At 68.0% G+C, this 23,971-nt stretch carries 22 protein-coding genes and 1 rRNA gene; 7 read left to right on the top strand and 16 right to left on the bottom strand.

Annotated elements, in window-relative coordinates; all coding sequences use genetic code 11:
• Window positions 1–183 precede the first annotated feature (183 nt).
• From AB0M65_RS00875 to AB0M65_RS00830, 10 genes are all read right to left on the bottom strand, one after another.
• Window positions 184–1,137 carry a carboxymuconolactone decarboxylase family protein gene (locus AB0M65_RS00875; protein WP_364019332.1) on the bottom strand — a complete coding sequence of 318 codons (954 nt, stop codon included), beginning with the start codon at window positions 1,135–1,137 and terminating at the stop codon, window positions 184–186.
• A gap of 2 nt (window positions 1,138–1,139) precedes the next feature.
• Window positions 1,140–2,789: a GMC family oxidoreductase gene (locus tag AB0M65_RS00870; protein ID WP_364019329.1), complete on the bottom strand. Its 1,650-nt coding sequence runs from the start codon at window positions 2,787–2,789 to the stop codon at window positions 1,140–1,142.
• On the bottom strand, window positions 2,786–3,343 hold the full coding sequence (locus AB0M65_RS00865) for a DUF5987 family protein (RefSeq protein WP_364019326.1): 558 nt from the start codon (window positions 3,341–3,343) through the stop codon (window positions 2,786–2,788). The genes AB0M65_RS00870 and AB0M65_RS00865 overlap by 4 nt, the downstream gene beginning before the upstream one ends.
• A gap of 5 nt (window positions 3,344–3,348) precedes the next feature.
• On the bottom strand, window positions 3,349–4,701 hold the full coding sequence (locus AB0M65_RS00860) for a cytochrome P450 (RefSeq protein WP_364019323.1): 1,353 nt from the start codon (window positions 4,699–4,701) through the stop codon (window positions 3,349–3,351).
• Window positions 4,698–5,687 carry an enediyne biosynthesis protein gene (locus AB0M65_RS00855; protein WP_364019320.1) on the bottom strand — a complete coding sequence of 330 codons (990 nt, stop codon included), beginning with the start codon at window positions 5,685–5,687 and terminating at the stop codon, window positions 4,698–4,700. Before AB0M65_RS00855 ends, AB0M65_RS00860 begins: the two co-directional genes overlap by 4 nt.
• Before the next feature lie 5 nt (window positions 5,688–5,692).
• Window positions 5,693–7,660, bottom strand: coding sequence for a CRTAC1 family protein (locus AB0M65_RS00850; RefSeq protein WP_364019317.1), 1,968 nt, complete (start codon window positions 7,658–7,660; stop codon window positions 5,693–5,695).
• Entirely contained in the window at window positions 7,657–8,634 is a 978-nt protein-coding gene (locus tag AB0M65_RS00845) for a DUF1702 family protein (protein ID WP_364019314.1), read from the bottom strand. The genes AB0M65_RS00850 and AB0M65_RS00845 overlap by 4 nt, the downstream gene beginning before the upstream one ends.
• Window positions 8,635–8,776: 142 nt before the next feature.
• Window positions 8,777–9,679: an AraC family transcriptional regulator gene (locus AB0M65_RS00840; RefSeq protein WP_364019312.1), complete on the bottom strand. Its 903-nt coding sequence runs from the start codon at window positions 9,677–9,679 to the stop codon at window positions 8,777–8,779.
• A 343-nt stretch (window positions 9,680–10,022) separates the two neighbouring features.
• Window positions 10,023–11,483: a SagB/ThcOx family dehydrogenase gene (locus AB0M65_RS00835; protein WP_364019638.1), complete on the bottom strand. Its 1,461-nt coding sequence runs from the start codon at window positions 11,481–11,483 to the stop codon at window positions 10,023–10,025.
• 43 nt (window positions 11,484–11,526) lie between these two features.
• Window positions 11,527–13,803: a TOMM precursor leader peptide-binding protein gene (locus AB0M65_RS00830; protein WP_364019309.1), complete on the bottom strand. Its 2,277-nt coding sequence runs from the start codon at window positions 13,801–13,803 to the stop codon at window positions 11,527–11,529.
• Between the two features lie 222 nt (window positions 13,804–14,025).
• Here AB0M65_RS00830 and AB0M65_RS00825 point away from each other — a divergent pair, with 222 nt between their 5' ends.
• From AB0M65_RS00825 to AB0M65_RS00810, 4 genes are all read left to right on the top strand, one after another.
• Window positions 14,026–14,865 (top strand): AfsR/SARP family transcriptional regulator, encoded by an 840-nt coding sequence (locus tag AB0M65_RS00825; RefSeq protein ID WP_364019306.1) that lies wholly within the window; start codon window positions 14,026–14,028, stop codon window positions 14,863–14,865.
• Between the two features lie 43 nt (window positions 14,866–14,908).
• Window positions 14,909–15,595, top strand: a complete 687-nt coding sequence (locus tag AB0M65_RS00820) for a winged helix-turn-helix transcriptional regulator (protein WP_364019303.1) — start codon at window positions 14,909–14,911, stop codon at window positions 15,593–15,595.
• Window positions 15,596–15,775: 180 nt separating this feature from the next.
• Complete coding sequence (locus tag AB0M65_RS00815; RefSeq protein WP_364019301.1) at window positions 15,776–16,354, top strand: hypothetical protein; 579 nt, start codon at window positions 15,776–15,778, stop codon at window positions 16,352–16,354.
• The gene (locus AB0M65_RS00810; protein ID WP_364019298.1) at window positions 16,351–17,685 is read left to right on the top strand and encodes a copper resistance protein CopC; all 1,335 of its coding nucleotides are present in this window, start codon (window positions 16,351–16,353) and stop codon (window positions 17,683–17,685) included. Before AB0M65_RS00815 ends, AB0M65_RS00810 begins: the two co-directional genes overlap by 4 nt.
• On the opposite strand, the gene AB0M65_RS00805 is transcribed toward AB0M65_RS00810, so the two are convergent.
• On the bottom strand, window positions 17,686–18,396 hold the full coding sequence (locus AB0M65_RS00805) for a maleylpyruvate isomerase family mycothiol-dependent enzyme (protein WP_364019295.1): 711 nt from the start codon (window positions 18,394–18,396) through the stop codon (window positions 17,686–17,688).
• Between the two features lie 213 nt (window positions 18,397–18,609).
• On the opposite strand from AB0M65_RS00805, the gene AB0M65_RS00800 reads away from it, so the two are divergent.
• Window positions 18,610–19,269 (top strand): M protein, encoded by a 660-nt coding sequence (locus AB0M65_RS00800; RefSeq protein ID WP_364019293.1) that lies wholly within the window; start codon window positions 18,610–18,612, stop codon window positions 19,267–19,269.
• A 32-nt stretch (window positions 19,270–19,301) separates the two neighbouring features.
• Here AB0M65_RS00800 and AB0M65_RS00795 read toward each other — a convergent pair whose 3' ends face one another.
• A complete protein-coding gene (locus AB0M65_RS00795) occupies window positions 19,302–19,676 on the bottom strand; it encodes a YciI family protein (protein WP_364019290.1) in 375 nt (124 codons plus the stop codon).
• 169 nt (window positions 19,677–19,845) lie between these two features.
• On the opposite strand from AB0M65_RS00795, the gene AB0M65_RS00790 reads away from it, so the two are divergent.
• Window positions 19,846–20,127, top strand: coding sequence for a metal-sensitive transcriptional regulator (locus AB0M65_RS00790; protein ID WP_364019287.1), 282 nt, complete (start codon window positions 19,846–19,848; stop codon window positions 20,125–20,127).
• On the opposite strand, the gene AB0M65_RS00785 is transcribed toward AB0M65_RS00790, so the two are convergent.
• From AB0M65_RS00785 to AB0M65_RS00775, 3 genes are read right to left on the bottom strand one after another with little or no spacing between them, the layout of a single operon-like run.
• Window positions 20,124–22,286 (bottom strand): heavy metal translocating P-type ATPase, encoded by a 2,163-nt coding sequence (locus AB0M65_RS00785; protein WP_364019636.1) that lies wholly within the window; start codon window positions 22,284–22,286, stop codon window positions 20,124–20,126. The genes AB0M65_RS00790 and AB0M65_RS00785 overlap by 4 nt on opposite strands.
• 41 nt (window positions 22,287–22,327) lie before the next feature.
• A complete protein-coding gene (locus tag AB0M65_RS00780; protein ID WP_364019284.1) occupies window positions 22,328–22,498 on the bottom strand; it encodes a hypothetical protein in 171 nt (56 codons plus the stop codon).
• A complete protein-coding gene (locus AB0M65_RS00775; protein ID WP_364019281.1) occupies window positions 22,495–22,701 on the bottom strand; it encodes a cation transporter in 207 nt (68 codons plus the stop codon). Before AB0M65_RS00775 ends, AB0M65_RS00780 begins: the two co-directional genes overlap by 4 nt.
• Before the next feature lie 96 nt (window positions 22,702–22,797).
• On the opposite strand from AB0M65_RS00775, the gene cobF reads away from it, so the two are divergent.
• Window positions 22,798–23,583: a precorrin-6A synthase (deacetylating) gene (cobF, locus tag AB0M65_RS00770; RefSeq protein ID WP_364019278.1), complete on the top strand. Its 786-nt coding sequence runs from the start codon at window positions 22,798–22,800 to the stop codon at window positions 23,581–23,583.
• Window positions 23,584–23,877: 294 nt separating this feature from the next.
• Here the strand turns inward: cobF and rrf are convergent.
• A 5S ribosomal RNA gene (gene rrf, locus AB0M65_RS00765) occupies window positions 23,878–23,971 on the bottom strand; the annotation flags it as partial.

The raw sequence follows: 23,971 nt of genomic DNA, 5'->3' as shown, positions 1-23,971 counted from the left end.
GTAACTCGCGTGCTTGAACACGCAACTCGCGTGCCTGGATGGCGAACTCGGTGTGCGAGGTTCAAGCACGCGAGTTCCCCCTTCAAGCACGCGAGTTCCCCCTTCAAGCACGCGAGTTCCGTCTTTAAGCACGCGAGTGACGGCTCTGGGCACGCGAGTACGGTGCCGCGCCACCCGCACAAGTCACCTGGCGGCACGGGTCTCCAGGACCACACACCGTTGCGCGGCGACGAAACTCGACCAGCCCACCAGCTCGACCAGTTCCCGATCGCCCAAACCCGCGGCGGCGACCAGAGCGTCGTCGACCTGGTAGGCCGCCTTCGCCACGACCAAAGCCAGCCGAGCGGCGGGATCCTCGACGGAATCCACCCAAGCCCGGCTCAATCCGGGCGGCGAACCGTCCCAAGTGGACAGTTCGCGGAGGACGACATCCCGCACGACGGGAGAAATCGTCAGCGCGGCGAACGCCGACGAAGCACGCGAGAAGGCGTCCTCGACGACCGGATTCCCCGCGGCCCAGGCCACCGAGTCCGCGCTGGGCGGCACGAAATCCAACGCCAGCCCCGGCGAAACCCCCGAGACCGGCTTCAGAAAACGCCTCAGCACGGCCTTCGCCTTGGAACGTGCGGAATCCGGCACGGAAGGAGGCAGCGGCGACGCCCCGAGGAACACGCTCACCACCCGGTTCAGGTAGTGGAACGTGAACGCGACCGCCGTCAGCTCGGCACGGCCACCCGCCGACAACGCACCCGAGCGGGGATCCGGGACAGCGTCCCCCGCCGCGACGGCCGAAGCTGTCGACGCATACCCGAGTGAGCCCAGTGCCATCCCGTGCACCTCGACACAGTAGGGACACGAATTCGCCTGCGACACCAGGGAAGCGACGACCTCCCGGTCCGCACGGCTCGTCTCCCCGGCCGCCGCCAGTGACTCCCGCAGCATCAGCCAGCTCGCCGCGAGGACCGGCGGCGACGGCGAATGCAGTGCGACCGGCGGCGCCAGCATGCCGAAGTCCCGTTCGAGCTGGCGGTAGACGTCGCGCACGAGCCCGGACGCCCGGCCGAAAGTGACCGGCCGGACGTACCGGGTCTCACGCAACGCCCGGCGCAACGCGAGTCGAACCAGCGTCGGCGCCATGATCAGCCGGTCACCACGGGAAGACGGCTGACCGCCCGCCTGCCGGTGATGGAACCGTCGGGCGCCGGAGCACCGTACGAGACGTCGACACCGCGTGCCTGCAGCGCCCGCACGATCCCCGGCACCGAACGCTCGGCCAGCGCCGCGATCGTCATCGCCGGGTTCACCGTCAGCGCACCGGGGACGGAAGCGCTGTCGGTCACGAAGATCCCGGGGTGGTCGCGGAGTTCGTGGTTCGGGTGCAACGCCGAGGTCGCCGGGTCGTCACCGATCCGGCAGGACGCCAGCGGGTGCACGGTGTACGCGCCGACGACGTCGTTGGTCCACGGCGAAACCTTCGCCAGCCCGTCCTTCTCCAGGATCTCCTTGCACTCCGCGTCGGCCAGCGACCAGCCGTGCAGGGTGTTCGGCGTCGGGTCGTACTTCAGCGGGCCACGCCCGAGCATCTGCTGCGAGATGCGGTAGGCGTTGCCGGTGGGCGGCGGCGCGCCGAAGACGCCTTCGTTGTCGTCCTCGGTCATCAGGAAGATGGTCAGCCAGGAGGCCCACTGCTTGAGGATCTCCTTCTTCTGCGCCCCGAACCAGCGTGGTTCGTCACCGTCGGGCACCTGCGCGAGGATGGTGCCGAGCCCGGGCGGGAAGTACAGCTGCTCCAGCGAATACCGCTCGTACTCCGGCAGCGAACCGTCGAGTTTGTCCCAGTTCGCCACGGTCGGGCCCTTGCCGATGTGGTTGGCCTCGTAGACCTTACCGTCCTCACGGGACAGTCCGAGCACCTCGCGGACCCGCTCCTCGTTGACGATCGCGGTGTTGAGCCGCTCGCCGTTGCCGGAGAAGTACCGGCCGACGGCATGCGGCATGGTGCCGAGAGCCGCCTCCGAACGCTGCAGGATCACCGGCGTCGCACCGGCGCCGGCGGCGATGATGACGACCTTCGCGTCGATCGTCCCGCTGCCGGACTGCTGGCGATAGTCCACGTCGTCGACGATGTTGAAGTGAACGCGGTAGTCGCCGTCTTCGATCCGCTCGATCCGCTGGACCTCGTGCAGCGGACGGATCTTCGCGCCGTGCGCGAGCGCGGCAGGCAGATAGTTGGTCAGCAGCGAGCGTTTCGCGTCGAACCGGCAGCCCGCCATCATGAAGTTGCAGTTCACGCACCGGTCGTTGTCCACCGCGACCGGCGCCGGGTTGGCGGTACGGCCGGAGTGATCGCAGAACGCCGCCCACAGGCCACCGGCGTAGGAGACGTCGTTCCAGTCCTGTTTGGACACCGGAAGCGAGTCGGAAACCCGGTCGTACCAAGGTTCCAGCGTGTCGCGTGTCAGCACCGAAGGCCACATGCGGCGGCCGATGCTGCCGTGGCGCTCGAAGACGAACTTCGGCGCGCGGGGCATCGCGGCGAAGTACACCACGCTGCCGCCGCCGACACAGTTGCCGCCGAGCACGCTCATCCCGTCGCCGACGACGAATTCGAACGCCCTGGTGTAGGACGAGCCGAGCAGGTAGTCGTGTTCGAAATCCTTGGTCTCCAGCCACGGCCCGCGTTCCAGCACGGTGACCTTCGCCCCACCCGCGGCCAGGTGGTACGCGGGGATCGACCCGCCGAACCCGCTGCCGACGATGACGACGTCGGTCTTGTCGTAAGCACTCATGCCGGGCTCCCGGAAGGCGTGGTGTCGGGGTGGTGTTTCGCCAGTTCGCGGCGATAGGAGAACTTCGGGAACCGCCACAGGCCGTCCTCGTCCGGCGCGGTGTACCCCATCGCCAGCAGGCCGGGGTGGCCTTCGGCGATGGCTTCGGCGGTGTGCTTGTGCGCCGCGCTGTCGAAGGACATGTTGCAGAACAAGGCGAGGCTGACCCAGCCGTCCTTTTCCGGATGACCCGGCGTGGTCAGCGACCGCACCAGCCCCGTCCGGTCCGCGAAGGACAACGCGACGAACGGGGGAAGCTTTTCGTCGAGGGTGAGGTCGTGTTCCTTGGCGTAGACCTTCGCGTGGTCGTTGAGCGACTGCGCCAGATAAGGCAGCCCGACGGTCACCCCGGTCGCCTCGGTGTGCAGCAGTTCGAGTGCGCCCGCCACGACCGCGCCCGGTCCCGGCGAGGCGCCGGCGATCGCGTGGTCGCCGGGGAACCGCTTCTCCCCGGGGATGATCGTGTCCGCGTAGGCCTCCAGCGTCAGCACTTTGGCCTGTTCGTCCGGTTCCACGGAACCTACCTCCTGTTCCTGCTGTGCACGGTCATCGGCAGCCCGCCTCGGACCCGGAGCGAAAGCATCGCCTCGGGGACCACGTCGTAGCCCGGGAGTTTCCTGAGTTCGAGGTCCCGCAGGACCATCGTCAGCACGAAAACGGCCTCCATCACGCCGAGGCTGTTGCCAATGCAGAACCGCGGCCCGGCACCGAACGGGATGTAGGCGTACCGGGGCCGTCCGCTCGGCCGGTCCGGGTCGAACCGGTCCGGGTCGAACTTCTCGGCGTCCGGCCAGAAGGCCGGGTGCCGGTGGAGCGTGTAGGGCACGACGACGACATCGGACCCCGCGGGGATGTGGTAGCCACCGATCTCGTCGTCGGCCTGCGCCACCCTGGGCAGCAGCCACACCGGCGGGTACAGCCGCATGACCTCTTCGATGACCCTTGAGGTGTAAGGCAACCGGTGCAGATCGTCGGCCGTTGGCGCCTGGTCGCCCAGGACCTCGTCCGCTTCGGCCCGCAGTTTCGCCGCGACCTCGGGGTGTTCGTCGAGCAGGTGGAACGCCCAGCCCAGCGTGCTCGCCGTCGTCTCGTGCCCGGCCAGCAGCAGGGTGATCAGCTCGTCCCGCATCTGCTCGCGGGTGCCGTCGGTCGCGATGAGCCGGGACAGGACGTCTTCCCCGTTCTCGATCGGGTTCGTGAACCGCTGCTCGACGAGTTCTTCGGCGATACGGCGGAGGTCGTCCCGCGATCCCCGGAACCGCAGTTGCTTCTTCAGCGGAGCCCACTGCGGGACCATGCTCAGCGTCACCGCTTCGAACATCGCCTGGTCCTGCACGGCCTCGAAGGAATGCCCCAGCGACGAGAACCCGCCGAGGTCGGCGTCGAGCAAGGTCTTGCCGAGTACACCGAGGGTCAGCCCGGTCATCTCGTGCAGGATCTCGACCGGTCCGGTCGTGTCCCGCAACCGTTTCACAAGCCCTTCGACCTCGTTCGCGACGACGGACGCCTGCCGTGCGATCCGCTTCGGCTGGAACACCGGCTGGATCGTGCGGCGCTGCTTCTTCCAGACCTCGCCGTCACTGGTGAGCAGCCCGTCGCCGAGTGCCCGTCTTGCCTCCTGGAGGCCGATTCCCTTGTGGTAGTTGGCCGCGTTGTCCGCGAGCACGTATTTCGCCAGGTCGGGGTGGTTGACGAGGTACATCGTCTTCGGACCGATGGCGATCCGGACGACGTCCCCGTAGTTCCCCGCCGAGTCCGACATGAGCGCCAGCCGGTCGGTGAAAAGTTTCTTCAGCAGACCGAAAGTCGCTCTGCGCGGCGGCCCGGGAGGCGCGAGACGCGCCCCCCGGGTGGCTTCCGCACCGGAGGTCATGCCGCCACGGCCCCGGATTCTTCGGTTTCCGGCTTCTCGGCCGGCTTCGGCAGGGTGGTGACCTCGGCCGACTTCGCCTGCTCGGCCTCCCACTTCTCTCCTGCTTTCTTGGAGAAGTGCAGGCCCCACAGGAACATCCCGCGGATCAGGCAGACAAGGGCGGTGGCGAGGAACAGGCCGTACGCCACGTGGACCACCATGAAGAACCCGTAGGCCACGGCCACACCCGAACCGAAGAGCACCTGCGACGCGGGCTTCGACGGGGTCGTGCCCGGATCGGTGACCATGTAGTTCGTGTAGAGCACGAACGCCACCCCGGTCATCATCCCGAGCGCGCCGGGAATCGCCGTGTCGAACACCAGACCACGGATGATCGCCTGCAACGCGAAGGTGATCAGCCAGGCGCCGATCAACCACATCCGCTGGGTCAGCAACGCGTTGAGCACTGTGCCCGACACCATGATGATGCCGACGATCACCCAGCCGACCCACGAGTCGACCTGCTCGGTGAAGTGGTACGGCGGCGCGATACTCGCCCAGGGGAACACCAGCAGGATGATCGTGATGCCGAAGTTCGACGGGTTCATGTAGTGGCGGAGCCGTCCGCGCATCGGGGCCTGCAGGACCCACTTGGCGCCGACGGCGACCACGACGCCGAACATCATGACCAGCACCTGGTCGTTGACGTAGGTCAGCATGTTGAGCGCCAGACCGGTGATATGCGCCGGGAAGAGGAACTCCACCAGTCCCTTGAAACCGTTGCCGCGGAAGCGAACCGGCCGCCCCTGGGCACGCGCCCCGATGATCTCCAGCAGGATTTCCGTGGTGTACGCCGTCGCCAGCGCGATGAACGGATAGGTGTACGGCTGCTCGAAACCGAGCACGGTGTAGCCGATGATGTTGAAGACGGTGATCGAGATCGCGAACCGGCGAAGGGCCGTGATCGTCTTGTTGCTCTTCGGTGCGGTGAGTGTCTGCTCAGCCATGACGGTCACTTCTCCTTAGCCTGAGCGCCGAGCTGGAACGTGTGGTTGCCCGGGGTCAGCTGGACTTCCTGGGTGCGGATGGTCCCGGTCAGGTCACGCCACTGCAGGTGGACCTTCACCGGCCCGGTGACCTTGCCGAGTCCGATCTGGATCTCGTGGCTGCGCTTGCCGGAGTGGCCACTGCCGCCGTCGACGCGGTCCATGTACTTCTTGCCGTCGGGGGTGATGACGGTGACCTGCGCGCCGATCGCCGCGGTGCCGGCGGCCTTGCGCGGACCGTCCGCCGATGCCTTGTCGTGGAAGAGTTTCAGGTTCAGATACGACCCGGTGCCGGCGCTGACGTTGTGGTAGAAGATCGGCTGCTCCCACTGGCGTGCCACGGCGAAGTCGAGCTTGCCGTCGCCGTCGGCGTCACCGGTGGCGATGCCTCGGGTGGGCACCGGGACGGCGAGACCGAGGCGCGGGGCCAGGTCGGTGTAGCGGCCGTCGGCTCCCTTCGCCCAGAAGTGCAGGGTGTGGTCGCCACCGACGTCGTCACCGGCGACCATGTTCGGCCAGAAGTAGGGGTGCTTCAGCAGTTCGTCGTTGGACGTCGCCAGTTCCTGCAGCTGCGGCCAGCGGTTGACGTCGCCCTTGACGAAGCCGGTCGCCTGGGTGATCACCGATTCGCCGCTGTTGTTGTAGTCGGCGATCTTGACGTCCCAGCCCCAGCCGGACCACGCGGTGCCCGCCTGTGCGCTGCGGTCGACCCACGGTGCCTCGCCGCCCTGCAGACGGCCACGCAGATCCGCGGTGTCCTTGGCGGTGTTCATGAACTGGAAGTGGCTTTCCTCAATACCCCACGACGTCGTGATGTTGCTGACGTACATGTCGTAGAGGCCGTCGTGGTCGAGATCGCCGAAGTCGACGCCCATCCCCTTGAAGGAGTCGTTGCCGACCACCTTGGACTTCGGCTCGGTGGGTCCGCGGATCCCCTTCACCTCGGCGAAGGAGGTCTTGCCTGCCGTGGACTTGTTGTACAGCAGGCGATCGTGCCCGAAGTCGTTGCCGATGTAGAGCTCCGGCAGGTTGTCGCCGTCGACGTCGGTGGCGCTGGCAGCCAGCGACCAGCCGCCGCGGGCGTCGGCCGGGATGGCCTGGTCGTCGCACTGGAAGGTGACCGAAGGCTTGCCTGCCTGGGTGGCGGCGCCGGTGAAGCGGAAGATGTACTTGCCACCCGCGTTGTCGGCGTGCGACATCGACTTGTTCATCTCGACCCCGCCCTCGACCCGGTCGTCGAGCACCGCGCTGTCGGGGAAGTAGTTGCCGATGAAGATGTCCTGGTGGCCGTCGCCGTCGAAGTCACCGACGGCCGCGGCGTTGGTGTTCCACAGCGGACCGGAGTACTCGCCGTTCTTGACGTTGTTGCCCGGCACCAGTTCCACCGGCACGTATGACTTCGCCGAGAGGCCGGTCGCGGACGGGTCGGCGAGGAACACGATCGGCGTGCGTCCCCAGTAGTAGGCCAGCAGGTCGACCCGGCCGTCCTCGTTGAAGTCACCCGGCACACAGCCCATGGGCGCGATGTACTTGCCCATCGGCAGCGGCGCGGCGTCGAGCGCGAACGGCGCGTACCGCTCGCCGCCCTTGCCCGGCGTCGGGGTGACGACCACCTGGTCGCTGCGCGGGTCCACGAAGCACAGGTCGTTCGCGAGCTTGTCGCCGTCGAGGTCGTTGACCGCGATCGCCGCGCCGACCGAGGAGATCCAGGCACGGATGTGCTCGTACTCCTTGTTCACCGTCCGGATCGACTGGCTCTTCGCCGCCTCCGGCAGGGCGATCGTCAAGGGCTCGAACGCGTACTTCGAGGCCATGGTGTCCGCCTCGGCGGTCGAGACCGTGGGCAGCTGCGCCACCACGAACAGTCCCGCCATCAGCAACAGCGCCACGATGCCCGCAAGCTGCTTGCGGAGCCAGCCCAAGGTCGCGGTCATTTACCTGCACCTCCAGAAGTCAGTACCTCGGCGGCGATGCGCTGTCGCCAGGTTTCGAAATGCGGGAGTTCGCCGTCGACGATCACGGTGGGGCGGACTTCCTGGGTGATGGCCGCGGCGCGCTCGGCCGGCAGCCCGCAGATCACCTGGGTGGCGACATCGGTCTCGGGGATCAGCAGTCCGGCGCGGATCCGGGCTTCGGCGGCGAAAGCGCTACCCTGCGCCAGGTTCCCGCGGTACTCACCGGCGAACTCGGCGAGCTTCAGCAGTTCGTCCGAGGTGACACCGCACGCGTAGGTCGAGGCGAGCCCGACCCCGGCGTAGAGGTCTCCGTGACGCCGCTCGGGGAATCGCGCGATCGCTTCGGTGACCAGATCGACGTCGGTGCCGCAGACGAACCACAGCGCCCGGCCGATGCCCTGGTCGATCGCCCGCAACGAGTAGCCGTTGTTTCCGGCGGGCCAGTTGAAGTTCGGGTCCTGGAACTGACCGTCGATGTACTTGGCGGTTTTGAAGTAGGCCTGGTGGAAGCCGTACCCGTCGAGCACCAGCCAGCGCAGCAACGGGTCGAACTCCTCGGCGGACGGCCAGCGGAAGCGCGGCAGCCGCGCCATCGCCCAGCCGACGCCGACGTAGATGATGTAGTCGTGCTTCTCGGCCGGTCCGTCGAGGAAGTCCGCGATATGCCCGCGACCTCCGCCAGGCAGGCCGTCCAGCATTCCGTAGCCCATTCCCGCGCCTTCGTAAGCGAAGCCGCGGTATTTGACCGGAATACGTTCGAGCCATTCTTCCGCCTGTCCGGTGGTACGCGCTTCTACCGCGTGCGCGTAGCCGAGCAGGAATTTCTCACCGACGGTCTCCAGCAATTCTTGAGCGGCTGGGCTCTTCTTGTGAAAACCCCGCTTGTCCAGCGACGTCTCGGAGACATCCGGAGTGATGATGCGACGTCTGAACGTGCGCCAACCATTGCCCAACGCACTCTCCCCCTAACGGGTGGATTCGAATTCTGCGGACTGCTTAAAGGCTCACATGCGTGGCGATAAGGCAGCTACTCCACGGTTGCGCCCGCGGTTCTCCCGGTTTGCGTAACCGGGAGAACCGCGGAATAGACCTCGGTCAGGCGACCGCGCGCAGGTAGTCGGGAGCGGGCAGGGTCATGCGGTTGCCGGTCGACGCCGGGCCACCGGCGAGGGTGATCGCCATCGGCGCGTCGGTCGGCCGCGGGCTGCGCATCGGCATCCGCAGGTGGACCCGGCCGTAGCGGGTGATGTCGACGCGGCCGGGCAGGGTGCCCATGGAGAACGTCGACGCGGCGGTCCCGGCGGCGTGCTCGGCGACCGCGATGACGGTCCACCGGCCTTCGGGAACGTTCTGGATCTCGATGTCCGCCGAAAGGACGTTCGCCCGTCCGCCGAACGCGACCGGGCCGCACTGCGGGATCGACTCGGCGAACAGTCCGATGAGGACACTCGCCGGGCCCGCCCCGCGCGGGGTCTCCACGCGCACGCTGATCGTGCCGGTGCCGGCGTGCAGTGACGCGCAGCCCATCCCGGCGCCGTGCAGGGACTCCAGCGAAGGCAGCCGCTGGAAATGCGGGGCCAGCGCGACAAGCAGTTCGCCGACCTCGGGATCGCGGTACTGGGTCGGGGTCATCCCGACCGCACGGGTGAAGCGGCTGGTGAACGTGCCGACACTGCTGTAGCCGACACTGCACACGATGTCCGACACCGTCAGCGATGTCGTCAGCAGCAGTCGTTTGGCTTCGAAGAGCCGGATCGCGGTGAGGTACCGGCCGGGGGTCACCCCGGTGGCCTTGGTGAAGATCCGGGAGAAGTGGAAGGGGCTTACGAAGACTTCGGACGCCAGATCCCCCAGCGTGATCGGGTCGAAGTACCTCGCGTGCATCGCGGAGATGGCCTGCAGCACCGCAGGTTGCAAGGGAGACGCCGGCTCGGGGAGCCGACCGGGTTCGATGGCGCCTTTCTCGTTCGCCGCCGTGGCGACTGTTCGTAGCTGCATCAGACCAACCTCGGATTCGCTGTCGCTTTTCCTCTGCTCGCCAGCAAACGCGCCAACGATTTCGAAGCACTCGACATGCGATCGAGGTGGGCTCTACGCAGGGGTTATCCAGGTCTGCGCGATCGGCGAACGGTCGAACCGACCCCGAACACCGATCTCGCGTGCCTAAAGCCGTAACACGCGTGCTTGAAGACGTCACATGCGTGCTTGAAGAGGGAACATGCGTGCTTGAAGAGGGAACATGCGTGCCTAAAGGCGTAACACGCGTGCTTGAAGGCGGATCTTCGTGTTCCCTCTTCAAGCACGCGTGTGACGTCTTCAAGCACGCATGATCGGGGTTCCGTCACGAGGGGAGGTCGAGTACGCACTCCCCCACGCCCACTTCGGCGGGCCAGTCGAGTTTGAGGGCGCGGTCGACCCGGTCCCCCGCGTCCACCGGGACGGCGTGCGCGGCCAGCCCCATCGCGCGGGCGACCAGGTAGAGCGTCTGCTGCAGCGCGCCCACGTGTGCCAGGGTCGTGGCGTACGCGCCGCCGCCGAGCACCGACGCCATCCGCGGCATCCGCGCGGTCACCGTGATCAGCGCCGAGGGCCGCCGGTGGTTGCCGCCGCCGATCATCGCCATGTCGAGCATCGCGGCGAGGTCGGCCTCGTCGTCGTTGACCAGGCTCAGCCGGTGGCCGAGCGGATCGTAGTGGTAGATCCCGCGGTCCAGCCCCGAGCAGCGGTTCACCGAGACGTACAACTCGAGTTCGTACAGGCAGGCGACGCTGAAGTACGGCCGCTGCGAAGCGTTGTGGCTCGGCCCATTGGGTCCTTGTCCACTGGGGAAGTGCGCGGGCCCGATCGAGCGGATCCGCGCACCCCGGAACAGGAACTCGCCGATCTGCTCGGCGGACAGCACGCCCTCGCTGAATTCGGGGCAGGTGTGGTCGTTCTCCAGCAACGCCGTCAGCGTCGGGTCGGTCTCCGCACAGGCGGTCAGGTCCGGCCGGTACAGCGCATAGACCGGCCCTTCCCCGGTGGCGGCCTTGACCACCGGCGGTTTCCCCAGCCCTGGCAGATCGGCCGGGCCACCGGAGCGCCAGGTCCGGCTCGTGGTGTGGAACAGCAGCTCGTCCGGGGACCACAAACCCAGTTCGGGGTCGTCGTCCTCGGCGAACCGGCCTTGTTCCCCGGAGACCTGGACGACGCCCGCCGCGACGAGGTACGACACGATCGCGCCGACCACGGCGGTGTCGATCCCCGTGGTGGTGGCGATCTCCCCCACCGACTTCGCCGTCGCCAGTGTCGCCGCGACGTGCACCGCCCACGGCTGATACAGCACGACGCGGTATCGCGCGGACGGCGACTCCAGCCCCATCCCGTAGGCGTCGGAGCGCAGGGAACAGAAGCGGGACAACCGGATCGGGCGGGTGGCCGGGATCCGTTCCGGCGTGAACACCGGCGCGAGCACCACCGGGATCACCGAAAGCAGCGGTCCTCGCCCGTCGGCGAGCCCGAGTGAGCGCACCACGGAACCACCGAGTTCCTTGAGCGCCTGCCGCAGCGCGTCGGCGCCGTCGGCCGTCCAGCTCAGTTCGCCTTCGAGGTCGGGCTCCCGTTCGACCGGCTCCCACGACGACGTCACGTTCGCCAGCGAGATCGGCCCCAACGCCATCCGCCGCAACGATTCCCGGACCAGCGGCTCCGCGCGGCCGAAGTCGTACTCCCCCCAGCGCGTCACGACCACCAGTGAGCCGTCCTCACCGATTTCGACAAGGCTGTCGTCGGTGAGCGACCACAGGGGGATCGTCTCGGCCACACCGCCGGGGGGATCAGTCCTCAACTGTTGCTCCAGCTGGAATCTACAAGAACATGGGGAAGGGGTTCAGCCGGTCGTAGGGAGTCGGTTCGGCGACTCTGCCGAGCCGAACGGGGACGTCGAAGAGCCGCCCGGGGGCGAAGCGGCTCCAGAAGGGCCGCAACCCCGGGACGACCACCCGGACCACCGGGAGGTCGATGTCGGGCCTGGTCTGATCGAGCACCAGCGTCTCCATTCCCAGCGCGGAAAGCTTGCGTACCAGCGATTCCACGTCGTCCCGTACGTCGGGGCGCCGGACGAACTTGAAGTCCGCCGCCCGTTTCGCCGACCGTCCAGGCGCCGGCAGCAAATACGGCTGGTTGGCGACCGTAGCGTGCCGGAGCCACTGCGCCGCATCGGGATCGCCGAGTTCGACGTCGTTCGCGAGCACCGCCGGGATCATCTGGTTGAGCTCGCTGACCGCCCTCCGCAGCGCCGTCCTGGGATCCAGGTGGGCGCCGAAACCCATCATGACGTTCTCGCGCGGCCCGGCGATACTCCTGGACAGCGCGACCATCACCGGGATTCCGAGGTCCGCGGTCAGGTCGAGGACCCACAGTTCGCGGCCCGACCGCGCGTACTGGCCCACCATCTCCTCGGCCCACGGGTCGTCGAACGACGCGATGTCGACGCCGGGTACGGGAAGCCGGTTGTACCACCACATCGCGACGGCGTCGCGTTCGACGAGTTCGAGCAGTCCTTGCAGGATCGCGTCTTCGAGGCTGCTGCCCGCCGCGCAGCCGTTGGAGTCGGCGCGTATCCCGGTGATCCCGCATTCCAGCGGCACGCCGTAGTACAGGTACGCCGTCGGCATCAGCTTCCGGCGTTGCCGGGAAAGCGACCACAACGGTGTCCAGTCGACGGCGGCCTTCTCGTCGAAGCGCTCGGGAACATGTTGGAAGATCGCGTGTCTGGCGTTCCACTCGTCCCGGCCGTCGTACTGCCGTTCGTCGAAGAGCATGCACGAGTTCGGGTGGACGGCGTCGCCGCCGAGCGCGCGGAAGGTGTCGCGGATCCGCAGTTCGTCACCCTGGTAGTTCGCCGAGAACCGTTCGATGGCCTCGCACAGCGCGCCGACCTCGGCGTCGATCGGGCTCGCACCCTTGCCGCCGTTGTCCCCACGCAGCCCGGCCTGCAGTCCCGCCTCACCGCGTACGCGGCGCGCGACGTTCAGCCCGGAGCGGTAGGCGTTCACGAACGCCGGAGCCCTCGGGTCGCGCGCGATCTCCTTGATGATCCCGGTGACCGGGCTGACCAGGTGACCGTAGCGGTCGAGGACCTCGACCGGGGTGAGCGTGCGATGCCCGCCGCCGCCCGACGTCGCCTTCTTGGCCTCCTTGAGGACGACCGGTTCGGCCGTCCGCGCCGCGACGATCCCCTCGTCGCCGCAATCCGGGCACTGCGGCCGCCGCCGCAGTTCGTGCAGCCGCCCTTGCAGGTCGAGGGTGTCGAGGATCCAGACGCACTGCTGACCCGGATACCGGTGTCCCGCCAGCCATTTCGACGCTTCGAGGGAGATCAGATGCGACGCGGCCGCGGTCAGCGGCGGCACCGCGGGCATCGGGAACGAGGCGGGGCCGTCGTGCCCGAGCACCTCCTGCACGCACGCCTCCGCGTGCCGGTGCCCCCACAGCCGGTTGGTCAGGCAGTTCCAGCAACCCGACCGCCCCGGCCGCATGATCGGGCCGATCCACACCTGCGAACCCGACGGTCTCGCCAGCAGCCACGGACGGCCGGTGCGCCGATGCTCCGCGTCGACCTCGGCCAGGCGCGGATCCAGGTAGTCGTCACACAGCACGATGGCCAGTTCCTCGGCCGCGTCGACGACCTCGATGCCGCTCGCGGTGAGCGCGTGCGCCACCTGGGAGGTGTCGACGCCGCGGCCGATCGCGGTCAAGCTCGCCGTCGCCGGCTTCCGCCGGGACGCCACCGCGGACGCGTCGAGACCGCACGCGTCCCAGTACGCCAGCGCGCGCTCGTCCACGCTGAGTTCGTCCGGTACACGCAAGGAGACCAGTCCCGCCTCGACCAGCCGGGCGAGCACGCCGGTCACCTGCTCCGCGCTCATCCCCTCCGGGCAGGCGGACAGCAAGCCGTCGAGGTCACGGGTGCCGTCGAGCAGCGCCGCGACCGAGGCGACCTGTGCGCCGCGCATCGCGATGACCCCCTGTTCCGAGAACAGGTAGGCGCCGTTGCCCTCACTGATCTCCGCACGCAGATGCCTTTTGAATCCCAGACCGCCGCTGATCGAGCCGGACCCGTTCGACACTGCCTCGCGCATGGGAACCCCCGTAGGTCGGTGCGATCCCCGAATCCTGCTGGGCGAGACCACGTACCGGCCAGTGCGCGATTCACGGGTCAAACATGAAAAATCCATGTTTTCCCGGGACACACGCACGCGACGTCTGGTGGACGAGTCACTGGCCCCTCACTGTGCCGCTCTGTCACTGTCGACGCACTGGGAAACACGACACGACGCGTATCGAGCTGGAGGGCGCTTACGATGTACCCCGGATCACGAGTATCGGACACGCACCACGGCTCGGCACCCAACACGAATCCGGCCCTGTCCGCAAGCCCTGTCCGTTTCACCCTCCTCGGCCCGCTCGAACTCATACGGGACGGGATCGACTACGCGCCGACGACACCGAAGCTGCTTCAGGTGCTCGCGATGCTGGTGATGAGCCCGGGCAAGATCGTGCACATCGACACGATCGTCCAGGAGCTGTGGGCGAACGACCCGCCACGCAGCGTCCGCACCACCATGCACACCTACGTCTATCAGCTGCGCCGGTGCATCGACGAGAACGACCTCGCCCCGTACGGCGAGACCATGCTGGCGACGAAACCGCCGGGGTACGTCTTCCGCATCGATCCCACGCAGGTGGACGTCTTCGAGTTCCAGACGCTGCAGAAGCGGGGCCGGGAGCTCCAGCTGCGGGGCGAGCACGCCGAAGCGGCTCGGTCCTTCCGCGCGGCGCTCGACCTGTGGTCCGGGCCGCCGCTCGCGAACGTCCACTGTGGACCAGTGCTGTCGGCGTACGCGGTCGACCTCGTCGAGCAGCGGCGCAGCACCCTGCACCTGCGCATCGAGGCGGATATCGCGGCCGGGATGCGGCACGAGCTGATCGGTGAACTGCGCTCCCTGGTGACGGCGAACCCGCTCGACGAAGCCCTGCACGGCCAGCTGATCCGGGTACTCGGCCGCAGCGGACGTCGATCCGACGCGCTGGCGACCTATCGCCAGGTGCGCACGAGGCTCAACAATGAACTGGGCGTGGAACCCTGCGACGAACTGCAGATCCTGCAGCACGACCTGCTTTCCGAGGGTGAACCCGCGTGAACGGCCCAAGACACTTCCGGCACGGGAACGAAAGGATCGGCGGATGACCAGTCGTACCTACGGACAGTTCTGCGGGCTCGCCCGCGCGCTGGAGATCATCGGCGAACGCTGGTCACTGCTCATCGTCCGGGACCTGGTCCTCGGCCCGAAGCGGTTCACCGAGCTTCAGTCAGGCCTGCCGAGGATCCCGGCGAGCACGCTTTCGGCCCGGCTCAACGAACTCGAGCAGTCCGGTGTGCTCCGCCGCCGCCTGCTCCCCCAGCTCGACGCCTCGGTGGTCTACGAACTCACCGAGTACGGCGGCGAGCTCGACCAGATCGTGCTCGACCTCGGCCTCTGGGGCGCGCGGTCGCTGGGGCGGCCCGCCCCCGAGGACGTCTTCACCCTGGACGCGGCGATTCTCTCGCTGTACACGACTTTCCAGAGCGAGAAGGCCAAGGGTGTCCACGCCACCTACGAACTGCATTACCCTGGTGGCATGGTCCTGCACGCGATCGTCGAGGACGGCGCGCTCAAGGTCGCGGACGGCGCGCATCCGGGTGCCGACGCGATGATCGAACCGCTGGGCCCGTTCATCACGGACCTTCTCAGCGGCGAGCTCTCCGCCGCCGACGCGCTGCGGACCGGCAAGGTCCGGCTCGAAGGCGCCACCGAGTACCTGGACTTGTTCACCGAGCTGTTCCACATCCCCGCGGCGCCGAAAGCAGCACAGGGAATCGTCGTTCGCTGACCACGAACCGCTCCTTTTCGTGACCCTTCCGTGCCATTCGTTGGCCCATTCGTTGCCACAACCGGCCGAACGGCGTAATTCCGTAGGTTATGTCAGCAATCCGGAGTAACGGAAACCGCCGGTACGCGGGATATCGTCGGTATCCGTCACCGGCCGGTCTTTCGCGCTAGGAGCCCCTTCATGGCCGCACTCGATTCGACACGCCCCGGCCTGCTCGCTTCGCTCAACGGGAAATACCACCGCGCGGCACTGGCCGTCTTCGCGGTGGTCGTGGTGGCCCACTGGGTGGAGCACCTGGTGCAGGCGTTTCAGATCTACGCCCTCGGCTGGAAGACGTCGGACGCCCGAGGCGTGCTCGGCATCCCCTTCCCCGAACTGATCAGCTCCGAATGGCTGCACTACGGCTACGCCATCGTCATGCTGATCGCGTTGTTCGCCCTGCGCAAGGGTTTCGCCGGCCGCTCGCGGCAGTGGTGGAACCTCGCGCTCGGCCTGCAGTTCTGGCACCACATCGAGCATCTGCTCCTGCTGCTCCAGGCGCAGACCGGCTGGCGGCTCGGCGGCGGCACCGCGCCGAGCAGCATCATCCAGCTGTTCATCCCGCGCGTGGAACTGCACTTGTTCTACAACACGATCGTCACCATCCCGATGATCATCGCGATGATCGTGCACCGGAAGGCCTCGGCTGCCGAGCAGGAGCTGACCGGCTGCACGTGCTCGCCCGAGAGCCGGCGTGAGCTGGCGACCACGGCGTCGTGACCAGGAGGCTCTTCGCGCTCCTCGCCCTCGTGGCAGCGTGGCTCGGGGTCGCGGTACTCGCCGCGGCCCCGGCCTCCGCCCATGTCGAACTGCTCTCCTCGAACCCGGCCGACGGCGCCCGGCTCACCTCGGCACCCACCCAGGTCTCCGTGACCCTGTCGGAGAACATCGGCATCCAGCCGAACTCCATCAAGGTCGTCGACGCCCACGGCACGAACGTCGTCACCGGTCCGGTGTTCCAGCCGGGCGACGTCGCCGAAGAGGTCGCCATCAAGCTGAAGCCCGACCTGCCCGACGGCAGTTACCTCGTCGAGTACGCCTTCGTCTCGACGGACTCCCATCCGGTACGCGGCACGATCGCGTTCGTCATCGGCACCGGCCCCCTGATCACCTCGGCGGGCGCCGTATCCGCCTCGACCGGCACGGATCCGGTCACCGACGCGCTGTTCACCACCTTCCGCTGGGGCTCGTTCGGCGGCGTCGCACTGCTCGGCGGCCTGGTCTTCCTGCTGGTCTGCCGTCCCGGCGGCCGGACCGACCCGGCGGCACGGAAGCTGATCACCGCCGGCCTGTGGCTCTCCGGCGTCACGGCCGTCGCCGGGTTCCTGCTGCAAGGCCCCTACGTCGCGGGCCGCGGCGCGGACGCGATCTTCGACCCGGCCCTGATCGAGGCGACCCTGCGGGTGGCGTACGGGAAACTGCTGCTCCTGCGCCTCGCCGTGATCGTCGCGTTCGCCGTGATCGCACGGAAGCTGCTGACCGAGGGCCTGCCGGAACGACTGCGATCGCGCTACGAGAACCTCGGCATGGCGGCCGGGTTCATCGTGATGCTGAGTTTCTCCGCGACCGGGCACGCGGTGGCCGACAAGATCATGTTCCTCTCGGTCGGCGCGGACCTCGCGCATTTCGGCGCGATGGCCGTCTGGGGCGGCGGCCTGATCCAGCTCGGGGTGCTCCTGCGTGGCCGGATCCCGGCCTCGGAGGCCGAGCCGGCACTGGCGCGGTTCCACCCGATCGCCACCACGTCGATGGTGGTCATGGTGGTCAGCGGCGCCTACCTCGGCTTCCGGCTCGTGCCGTCGGTGGAGGCGCTCTGGACGTCGGCCTACGGCATCGTCTTCCTGCTGAAACTGACCGGGTTCGCCTCGCTGCTGACGGTGGCGAACGTGAGCCGCAACGCCGTGCGCCGCGGCTTCTCCGGCCGGGGCGGCACCGGCGTGGTGACCGCCGACCTGCGGCGGCTGCGGGTCAGCGTCGGGGTCGAGGTGCTGATCGTGGCCGTCGTGCTCGGGCTGGCCGCGATGCTGTCTTCGATGTCCCCGACCGGCTGATCAACGCTTCGCGATGACCGGCTCGGTCGGCTCGTCCGGCGGGACGAACGGCCCCCAGGTGAAGGCTCGGAGCCATGGCTCGGGATCACCGAGCCACGTCAAGGCGGTGATCTGGGCCGGGCTCCGGCGTCCGGCGAGCGAACGGTACAGGTCCGTGGGCGGGCCCGAAAGCACCGCGGCGACCGGTTCGGTACCGGCGATCCAGGTCGCGCCCTGGGTCTCGATCCGCATCCCGGGCAGCCCGTGGCTGGCCAGCGAGGAACCGAGACCACTGACGAGCACTTCGAACCCACGCAGCCAGGCCGCGTGTGCCTCGGGCAGCGGCTCGCCGAGCGCGTACCGAAGATCGAGCTCGTGAGTGAAGGCGTCCATCACCATGATGTCGCCCCGGCTCTTCCCTTCGCCGTCGACGGTGAGCAACGTATCCGCCTCGGGGCCGCGCTCGTTCCAGAGCCGCAGCACTTCGGTGACCGACGCCGTCTCCGGAACCGGGCACGGTTCGCCGCCGAACCGGGTGATCACCCGATCACAGACTTCGGCCAGATGCGCGAGCAGCTCCCGGACTGTCCACTGTGGACATGCCGGGATGATCCGGTCACCCGTGCCGGGGTGATCGGTGAGCAAGATCGTGATGTTCTCTCTGACCTGCCGATACCCGTCGGCCGCTGTCGCCGTATTCCAGCCAGGGACCCGAATTCGGCTGCTCGTCACGCGGCCACCTCCAGTAGGGGTAAAGCGCTGGTCGCCTATTCTCCCACCGGTTCGATGTTCACCCTTCTCACCGCTTGCGCCGACCGTTCGGCGCAGGAATCACCCACCCGTGACGCGTGTCGTGACGGCTTCAGGCACACTGGTCGTAGAAATGCCCGTGTGGTACCGAAAAACCGCCCACCGGTGACGGATCGACCACTGTGGAGGTGACTAATGGAGATGCCCGGCTTCGATCTGGCGTGGCGTGGATTCAACCGCGCGCAGGTCCGGGAATTCGTTCGCGAAGTGGAAGCCGAACTGAAGCGGGTGGCCGCCGAACGTGACGAGGCGATCCGTCGCGAGGAAGCCCTTGCCGCCAGGCTCACCGCCGCGGAAGCGGAAAACCGCGAACTGAAGGACAGTGTCGACCGGATCAGCCGAGTGCCGATCGCGCCGGACGCGTTGCAGGAACGTTCGCGCCGGATGCTCGAACTCACTCGCGAAGAAGCCGCCGACATCATCGCGCGCGCCACTCAAGAGGCCGCCAAGGCCGAGGCGGAACGCGAGCAGATCACCGAAGACTTCGAACGCGCCATGACACTGCGCCGGGCCGAGGCCATGCGCGCGCTCGCCGCGCGGGACGAAGCCGCGCAGGCCAGAGCGCGGAAACTGCTCAGCGACGCCGCCGAAGAGGGCGAACGTCTTATCACCGACGCGCGGCAGAAGGCCGAGGTGGCCCTCCACCTGCGCGACGACGTGCTGAAACAGCTGGTCGGCTGCCGCGAACTACTCGCGGAAGCCGGAGCGGTCCTTGCGGTCACCGAGGAACCGGAAGTACCCGTTCAGCGCCGGAGCAGGCCAGAGGCCCGCGCCGGCACCGAAGCACCCGCCTAGCCTGGACCCCGCCCCGCCCTCACCGGGCAGGGCTACGCCTGGCTGGTCAACCCCAAACCCGAAGAAAAGATCACCGGCCGGATCTCCATCGCGTTGACATGCGCGTCCGGGATCTGACCGGCGATCTCGATCGCGCGCTCCTTGCTGTCGCATTCGACCAGGTAGAAGCCCGCGAGGTACTCCTTCGACTCGGCGAACGGCCCGTCGGTCACCACGGGGACGCCGTCACGCACCCGGACCACCGTGCTCTCCTTCGGCTCCCCCAATGCCTGCGTCCCGAGCAGTTCGCCGCTCTCGGTCAGGTTCTTCATGAAAGGGTCGATCCTGGCCATCACCTCGTCGCGCTCACTCTCGGGCAGGGCGTCCCACGCGGTCGGGTTCATCGTGATCATGATCATGTACTTCATCGGTGTTCCTCCTGGTCATTCGGCCGTTACCCGGCCACTCACGCACTAGTCGGAGCCCTCGGATCGTCTTCGACATCCTGGCACCGATCTTTTCCGGCCGCCCCGGGCGGATACGTGGGGAGGGTATAGTCGGTGACGGCAGGGGAACGACGACAGAACGGGTGCGGCGATGACGGGCTATGGCAGCGAGCGGGAGGCCTACCTCAAGCGCCTGCGCCGGATTGAGGGGCAGATCCGCGGCTTGCAGCGGATGGTGGAAGAGGACAAGTACTGCATCGACATCCTGACCCAGGTGTCCGCGGCCACGAAGGCACTGCAGTCGTTTTCCCTCGAACTCCTGGACGAGCATCTCGCCACCTGCGTGGTCCAGGCCGCCGCCACGGGCGGTGAGGAAGCCGACCTCAAAGTCCGGGAAGCCTCCGACGCGATCGCGCGGCTCGTCCGCTCCTAAGCGGTGCCGCGGAAGCCACGTAGCCGCAAGCTGTTGGAGACCACGAAAACCGAGGAGAACGCCATCGCGGCTCCGGCGATCATGGGGTTGAGCAGGCCCAGCGCGGCCAGCGGCAGCGCGGCGACGTTGTAGGCGAACGCCCAGAACAAGTTGCCCTTGATCGTGCCGAGCGTGCGGCGCGAGAGCCGGATGGCGTCGACGGCCGCACGCAGGTCGCCACGCACCAAGGTCAGGTCACCGGCTTCGATCGCGGCGTCCGTCCCGGTGCCCATCGACAAGCCGAGGTCGGCCTGCGCGAGCGCGGCCGCGTCGTTGACGCCGTCACCGACCATGGCGACCACGCGTCCTTCGGACTGCAACCGTTTGACGACGTCGACCTTGTCGGCGGGCAGTACTTCGGCGACGACCTCGTCGATCCCTACCTCGGCGGCGACCGCTTGCGCGGAGCCCGCGTTGTCACCCGTCAGCAGTACCGGGCGGAGCCCGAGCGCCCGCAGTTCCGCCACGGCCTGCTTGGACGTCGGCTTGACCGTGTCCGCGACGACGACCACGCCACGCGCCTCGCCATCCCAGGCGACCACGACGGCCGTCGCGCCTCGCTCCTCGGCGGCGGCTTTGACCTGCGTGAACTCGTTGCCGACGGTAATGCCGTGCTGGTCGAGGAGTGCGATGCGCCCGGCCAGGACGGTCTTGCCCTCGGCCTCGCCGACGACACCCAGGCCCTCGACGTTGCGGAACCCTTGGACCGGCGGCAGCGCACCCAGCCGCTCCTCGGCGGCCCCGGCGATCGCGCGGGCGATGGGATGCTCGGACGCGTGCTCGACGGCCCCGGCCAGCCGGAGCACCTCGGTCTCGTCGTCACCATGGAGGTCGGTGAGGCTCATCTTCCCGGCGGTCACCGTGCCGGTCTTGTCCAGGACGACGGTGTCCACCTTCCGAGTGGATTCGAGCACTTCGGGACCCTTGATGAGGATCCCTAGCTGCGCGCCGCGGCCGGTGCCGACCAGCAGCGCCGTCGGCGTGGCCAGCCCGAGCGCGCACGGGCAGGCGATGATCAGGACCGCGACGGCGGCGGTGAAAGCGGCGTCCGCCCCGGTGCCGGCGCCGAGCCAGAAGCCGAGCGTGCCGACCGCGAGCGCGATCACCACCGGGACGAAGACGGCCGACACCCGGTCGGCAAGCCGCTGGACCCGTGCCTTGCCGTTCTGCGCCGCTTCGACCAGCCGCGCCATCTGCGCCAGCTGCGTGCCGGCGCCGATCCGGGTGGCACGGACGACGAGCCTGCCGCCCGCGTTGACCGTCCCGCCGACCACGGTGTCACCGGTAGTCACCTCGACCGGGACGGCCTCACCCGTCAGCATGCTCAGATCGACCGCGGACCCGCCGTCGATCACGACGCCGTCGGTGGCGATCTTCTCCCCCGGCCGCACGACGAACTCGTCGCCGGTCTTCAGCTCGCCGATCGGGACGCGGCGCTCGGCCCCGTCTTCGAGAACGGCGACCTCCTTCGCGCCGAGTTCGAGCAGCGCACGCAAGGCCGCGCCGGACCGGCGCTTGGAGCGGGCCTCGAAGTAGCGACCGGCCAGGAGGAACGTCGTCACTCCGGCGGCGACCTCGAGGTAGACGTTGCCCGCGCCGGAGCCACGCTCCATCGTCCACTCGAAGCCGTGCCGCATGCCGGGTGTACCGGCGGTGCCGAACAGCAACGCGTACAGCGACCAGAGCGCGGCGGCCACGACGCCGAGTGAGATGAGGGTGTCCATGGTGGCGGCGCCGTGGCGGAGGTTCGTCCAGGTGGCGCGGTGGAACGGCCACGCGCCCCAGGTGACCACGGGGGCGGCCAGTGCCAGCGAGACCCACTGCCAGTAGGTGAACTGCCAGGCTGGGACCATCGCGAGCACGATCACCGGCACCGCGAGCGCGGCCGAGACCAGCAGGCGCTGCCGGAGCTCGCCGGTCTCGTCTGTCTGTGCTTCGTCCGGCTTCGGCGGCTGAGCCGTGTATCCGGCGGACTCGACGACGCCGACGAGGTCGTCGACGGAGATCGCGCCCGGGAAATCGACGTGCGCCTTCTCGGTCGCGTAATTGACCGTGGCGGAGACGCCGTCGACCTTGTTCAGCTTGCGCTCGACCCGCGCGGCACAGGAGGCGCAAGTCATCCCGCCGATGACCAGCTCGACACGCTGGGAGGTCTCGACGCTCACGGTGTCCCTCCCGGGTGCCCCTCGTGATGTCCTTCGTGCACGCTGGTCGGCGGCGTCGGGGGCGGCGTCTCGTCAAGGGGCCCGACCGCGGACCCGATCGCCCAGGCGACGACGAACACCGCGACCAGAGCCGCGGCGAACGCCGACACCTTGACGGGGGTGCTCACGAGACGAGCTGGTAACCGGCCTCGGAGACGGCCGCGTCCACGACCTGGACGTCGAGTGCGTCTTCGCTGGTGACGGTGACCTTGCCACTCGCGACGTCCACGTTCACGGCGCTGACACCCGAGATGCCGCCGACCTCCTCGGTGACCGAGGAAGCGCAGTGCCCGCAGGACATGCCCTTGACGATGTAGGTGGTTTCGGCCATCGGTACGAACTCCTCTACAGGACAGACGAAGCAATCACTTCATTTATACCCCATGGGGGTAGGGGTGTGCAGTGAGGGGGCGGGCAGACTGCGGTGATGAGGAAGATCTCCGCCATCGGCATCGGCGCCGGCGACCCTGGCCACCTGACCGTCCAGGCCATCCGGCTGCTCAACGAGACCGACGTCTTCTTCGTCCTCGACAAGGGTTCAGAGAAGCAGGACCTGGTGGGTCTGCGCCAGGAGATCCTCGACCGCTTCGTCGAACGGCCCGGCTACCGCGTCGTACGGGCACCGGACCCCGAACGCGACCGTACGCCGGATGACTATCGGAAGGCGGTCGCCGACTGGCACCGCCTCCGCACCGACGTCTACGAGACCATGATCGGCTCCCTAGGTCCCGATGAGCGGGGTGCCTTTCTCGTGTGGGGCGACCCGGCCCTGTACGACTCGACTCTCACCCTGCTGGACGCCGTGCTCGAACGCGGGAACGTCGAGTTCGAGTACGACGTCGTTCCCGGCGTCAGCAGCGTGGCCGCGCTGACGTCCCGGCACCGGACCACGATGAACCAGATCGGACGGCCGGTGCTGATCACGACCGGTCGCCGCCTGGAAGCAGGCTGGCCCGCAGACGTCGACGACGTCTTCGTGATGTTGGACGCGAGGTGCACGTTCTCACGGTTCGCGGACACGGGCTTGGAGATCTACTGGGGCGCCTACCTCGGCACGCCCGACGAGCTCCTGCTCTCAGGCCCGCTCACCGACGCTCTCGCCACCCAGATCCGCTCCACCCGCGCCGCGGCGCGAGACCGGAAAGGCTGGATCATGGACATCTATCACCTGCGCCGCCCCGTCGGCCCCTACCCAACCCCTGACCTCACGTAACCAGCCCCACACCTCACGCGCCCAACCCCGCACGTCGCGCGCCCGACCCCCGCACCTCACGTGCTTGAGCGCGTAACTCGCGTGCTTGAGCGCGCGACACGATGTTCCGCCTCCAAGCACGCGTGTCACGCTTTCAAGCACGCATGTTCCGCCTTCAGGCACGGGTGTTTCGCCTTCAGGCACGGGTGTCACGGGCGTAGGCAGGGTGTTGCGGTGTGGGGAACGTGAAAAAGGTCCAGGTCCCGGGAGAACTGTTGGGTTCTCGACCGGGGCCTGGACCTTGTTTAACGTTGAGTCCGGCGGTGTCCTACTCTCCCACAACCCTTCGGTTGCAGTACCATCGGCGCTGTCAGGCTTAGCTTCCGGGTTCGGAATGGGACCGGGCGTT

The organism is Amycolatopsis sp. NPDC051071, from assembly GCF_040682875.1.
Classification (GTDB): Bacteria; Actinomycetota; Actinomycetes; order Mycobacteriales; family Pseudonocardiaceae; genus Amycolatopsis.
The sequence above is the reverse complement of the archived record's forward strand: the minus strand, read 5'-3'. Positions and strand labels throughout refer to the sequence as shown.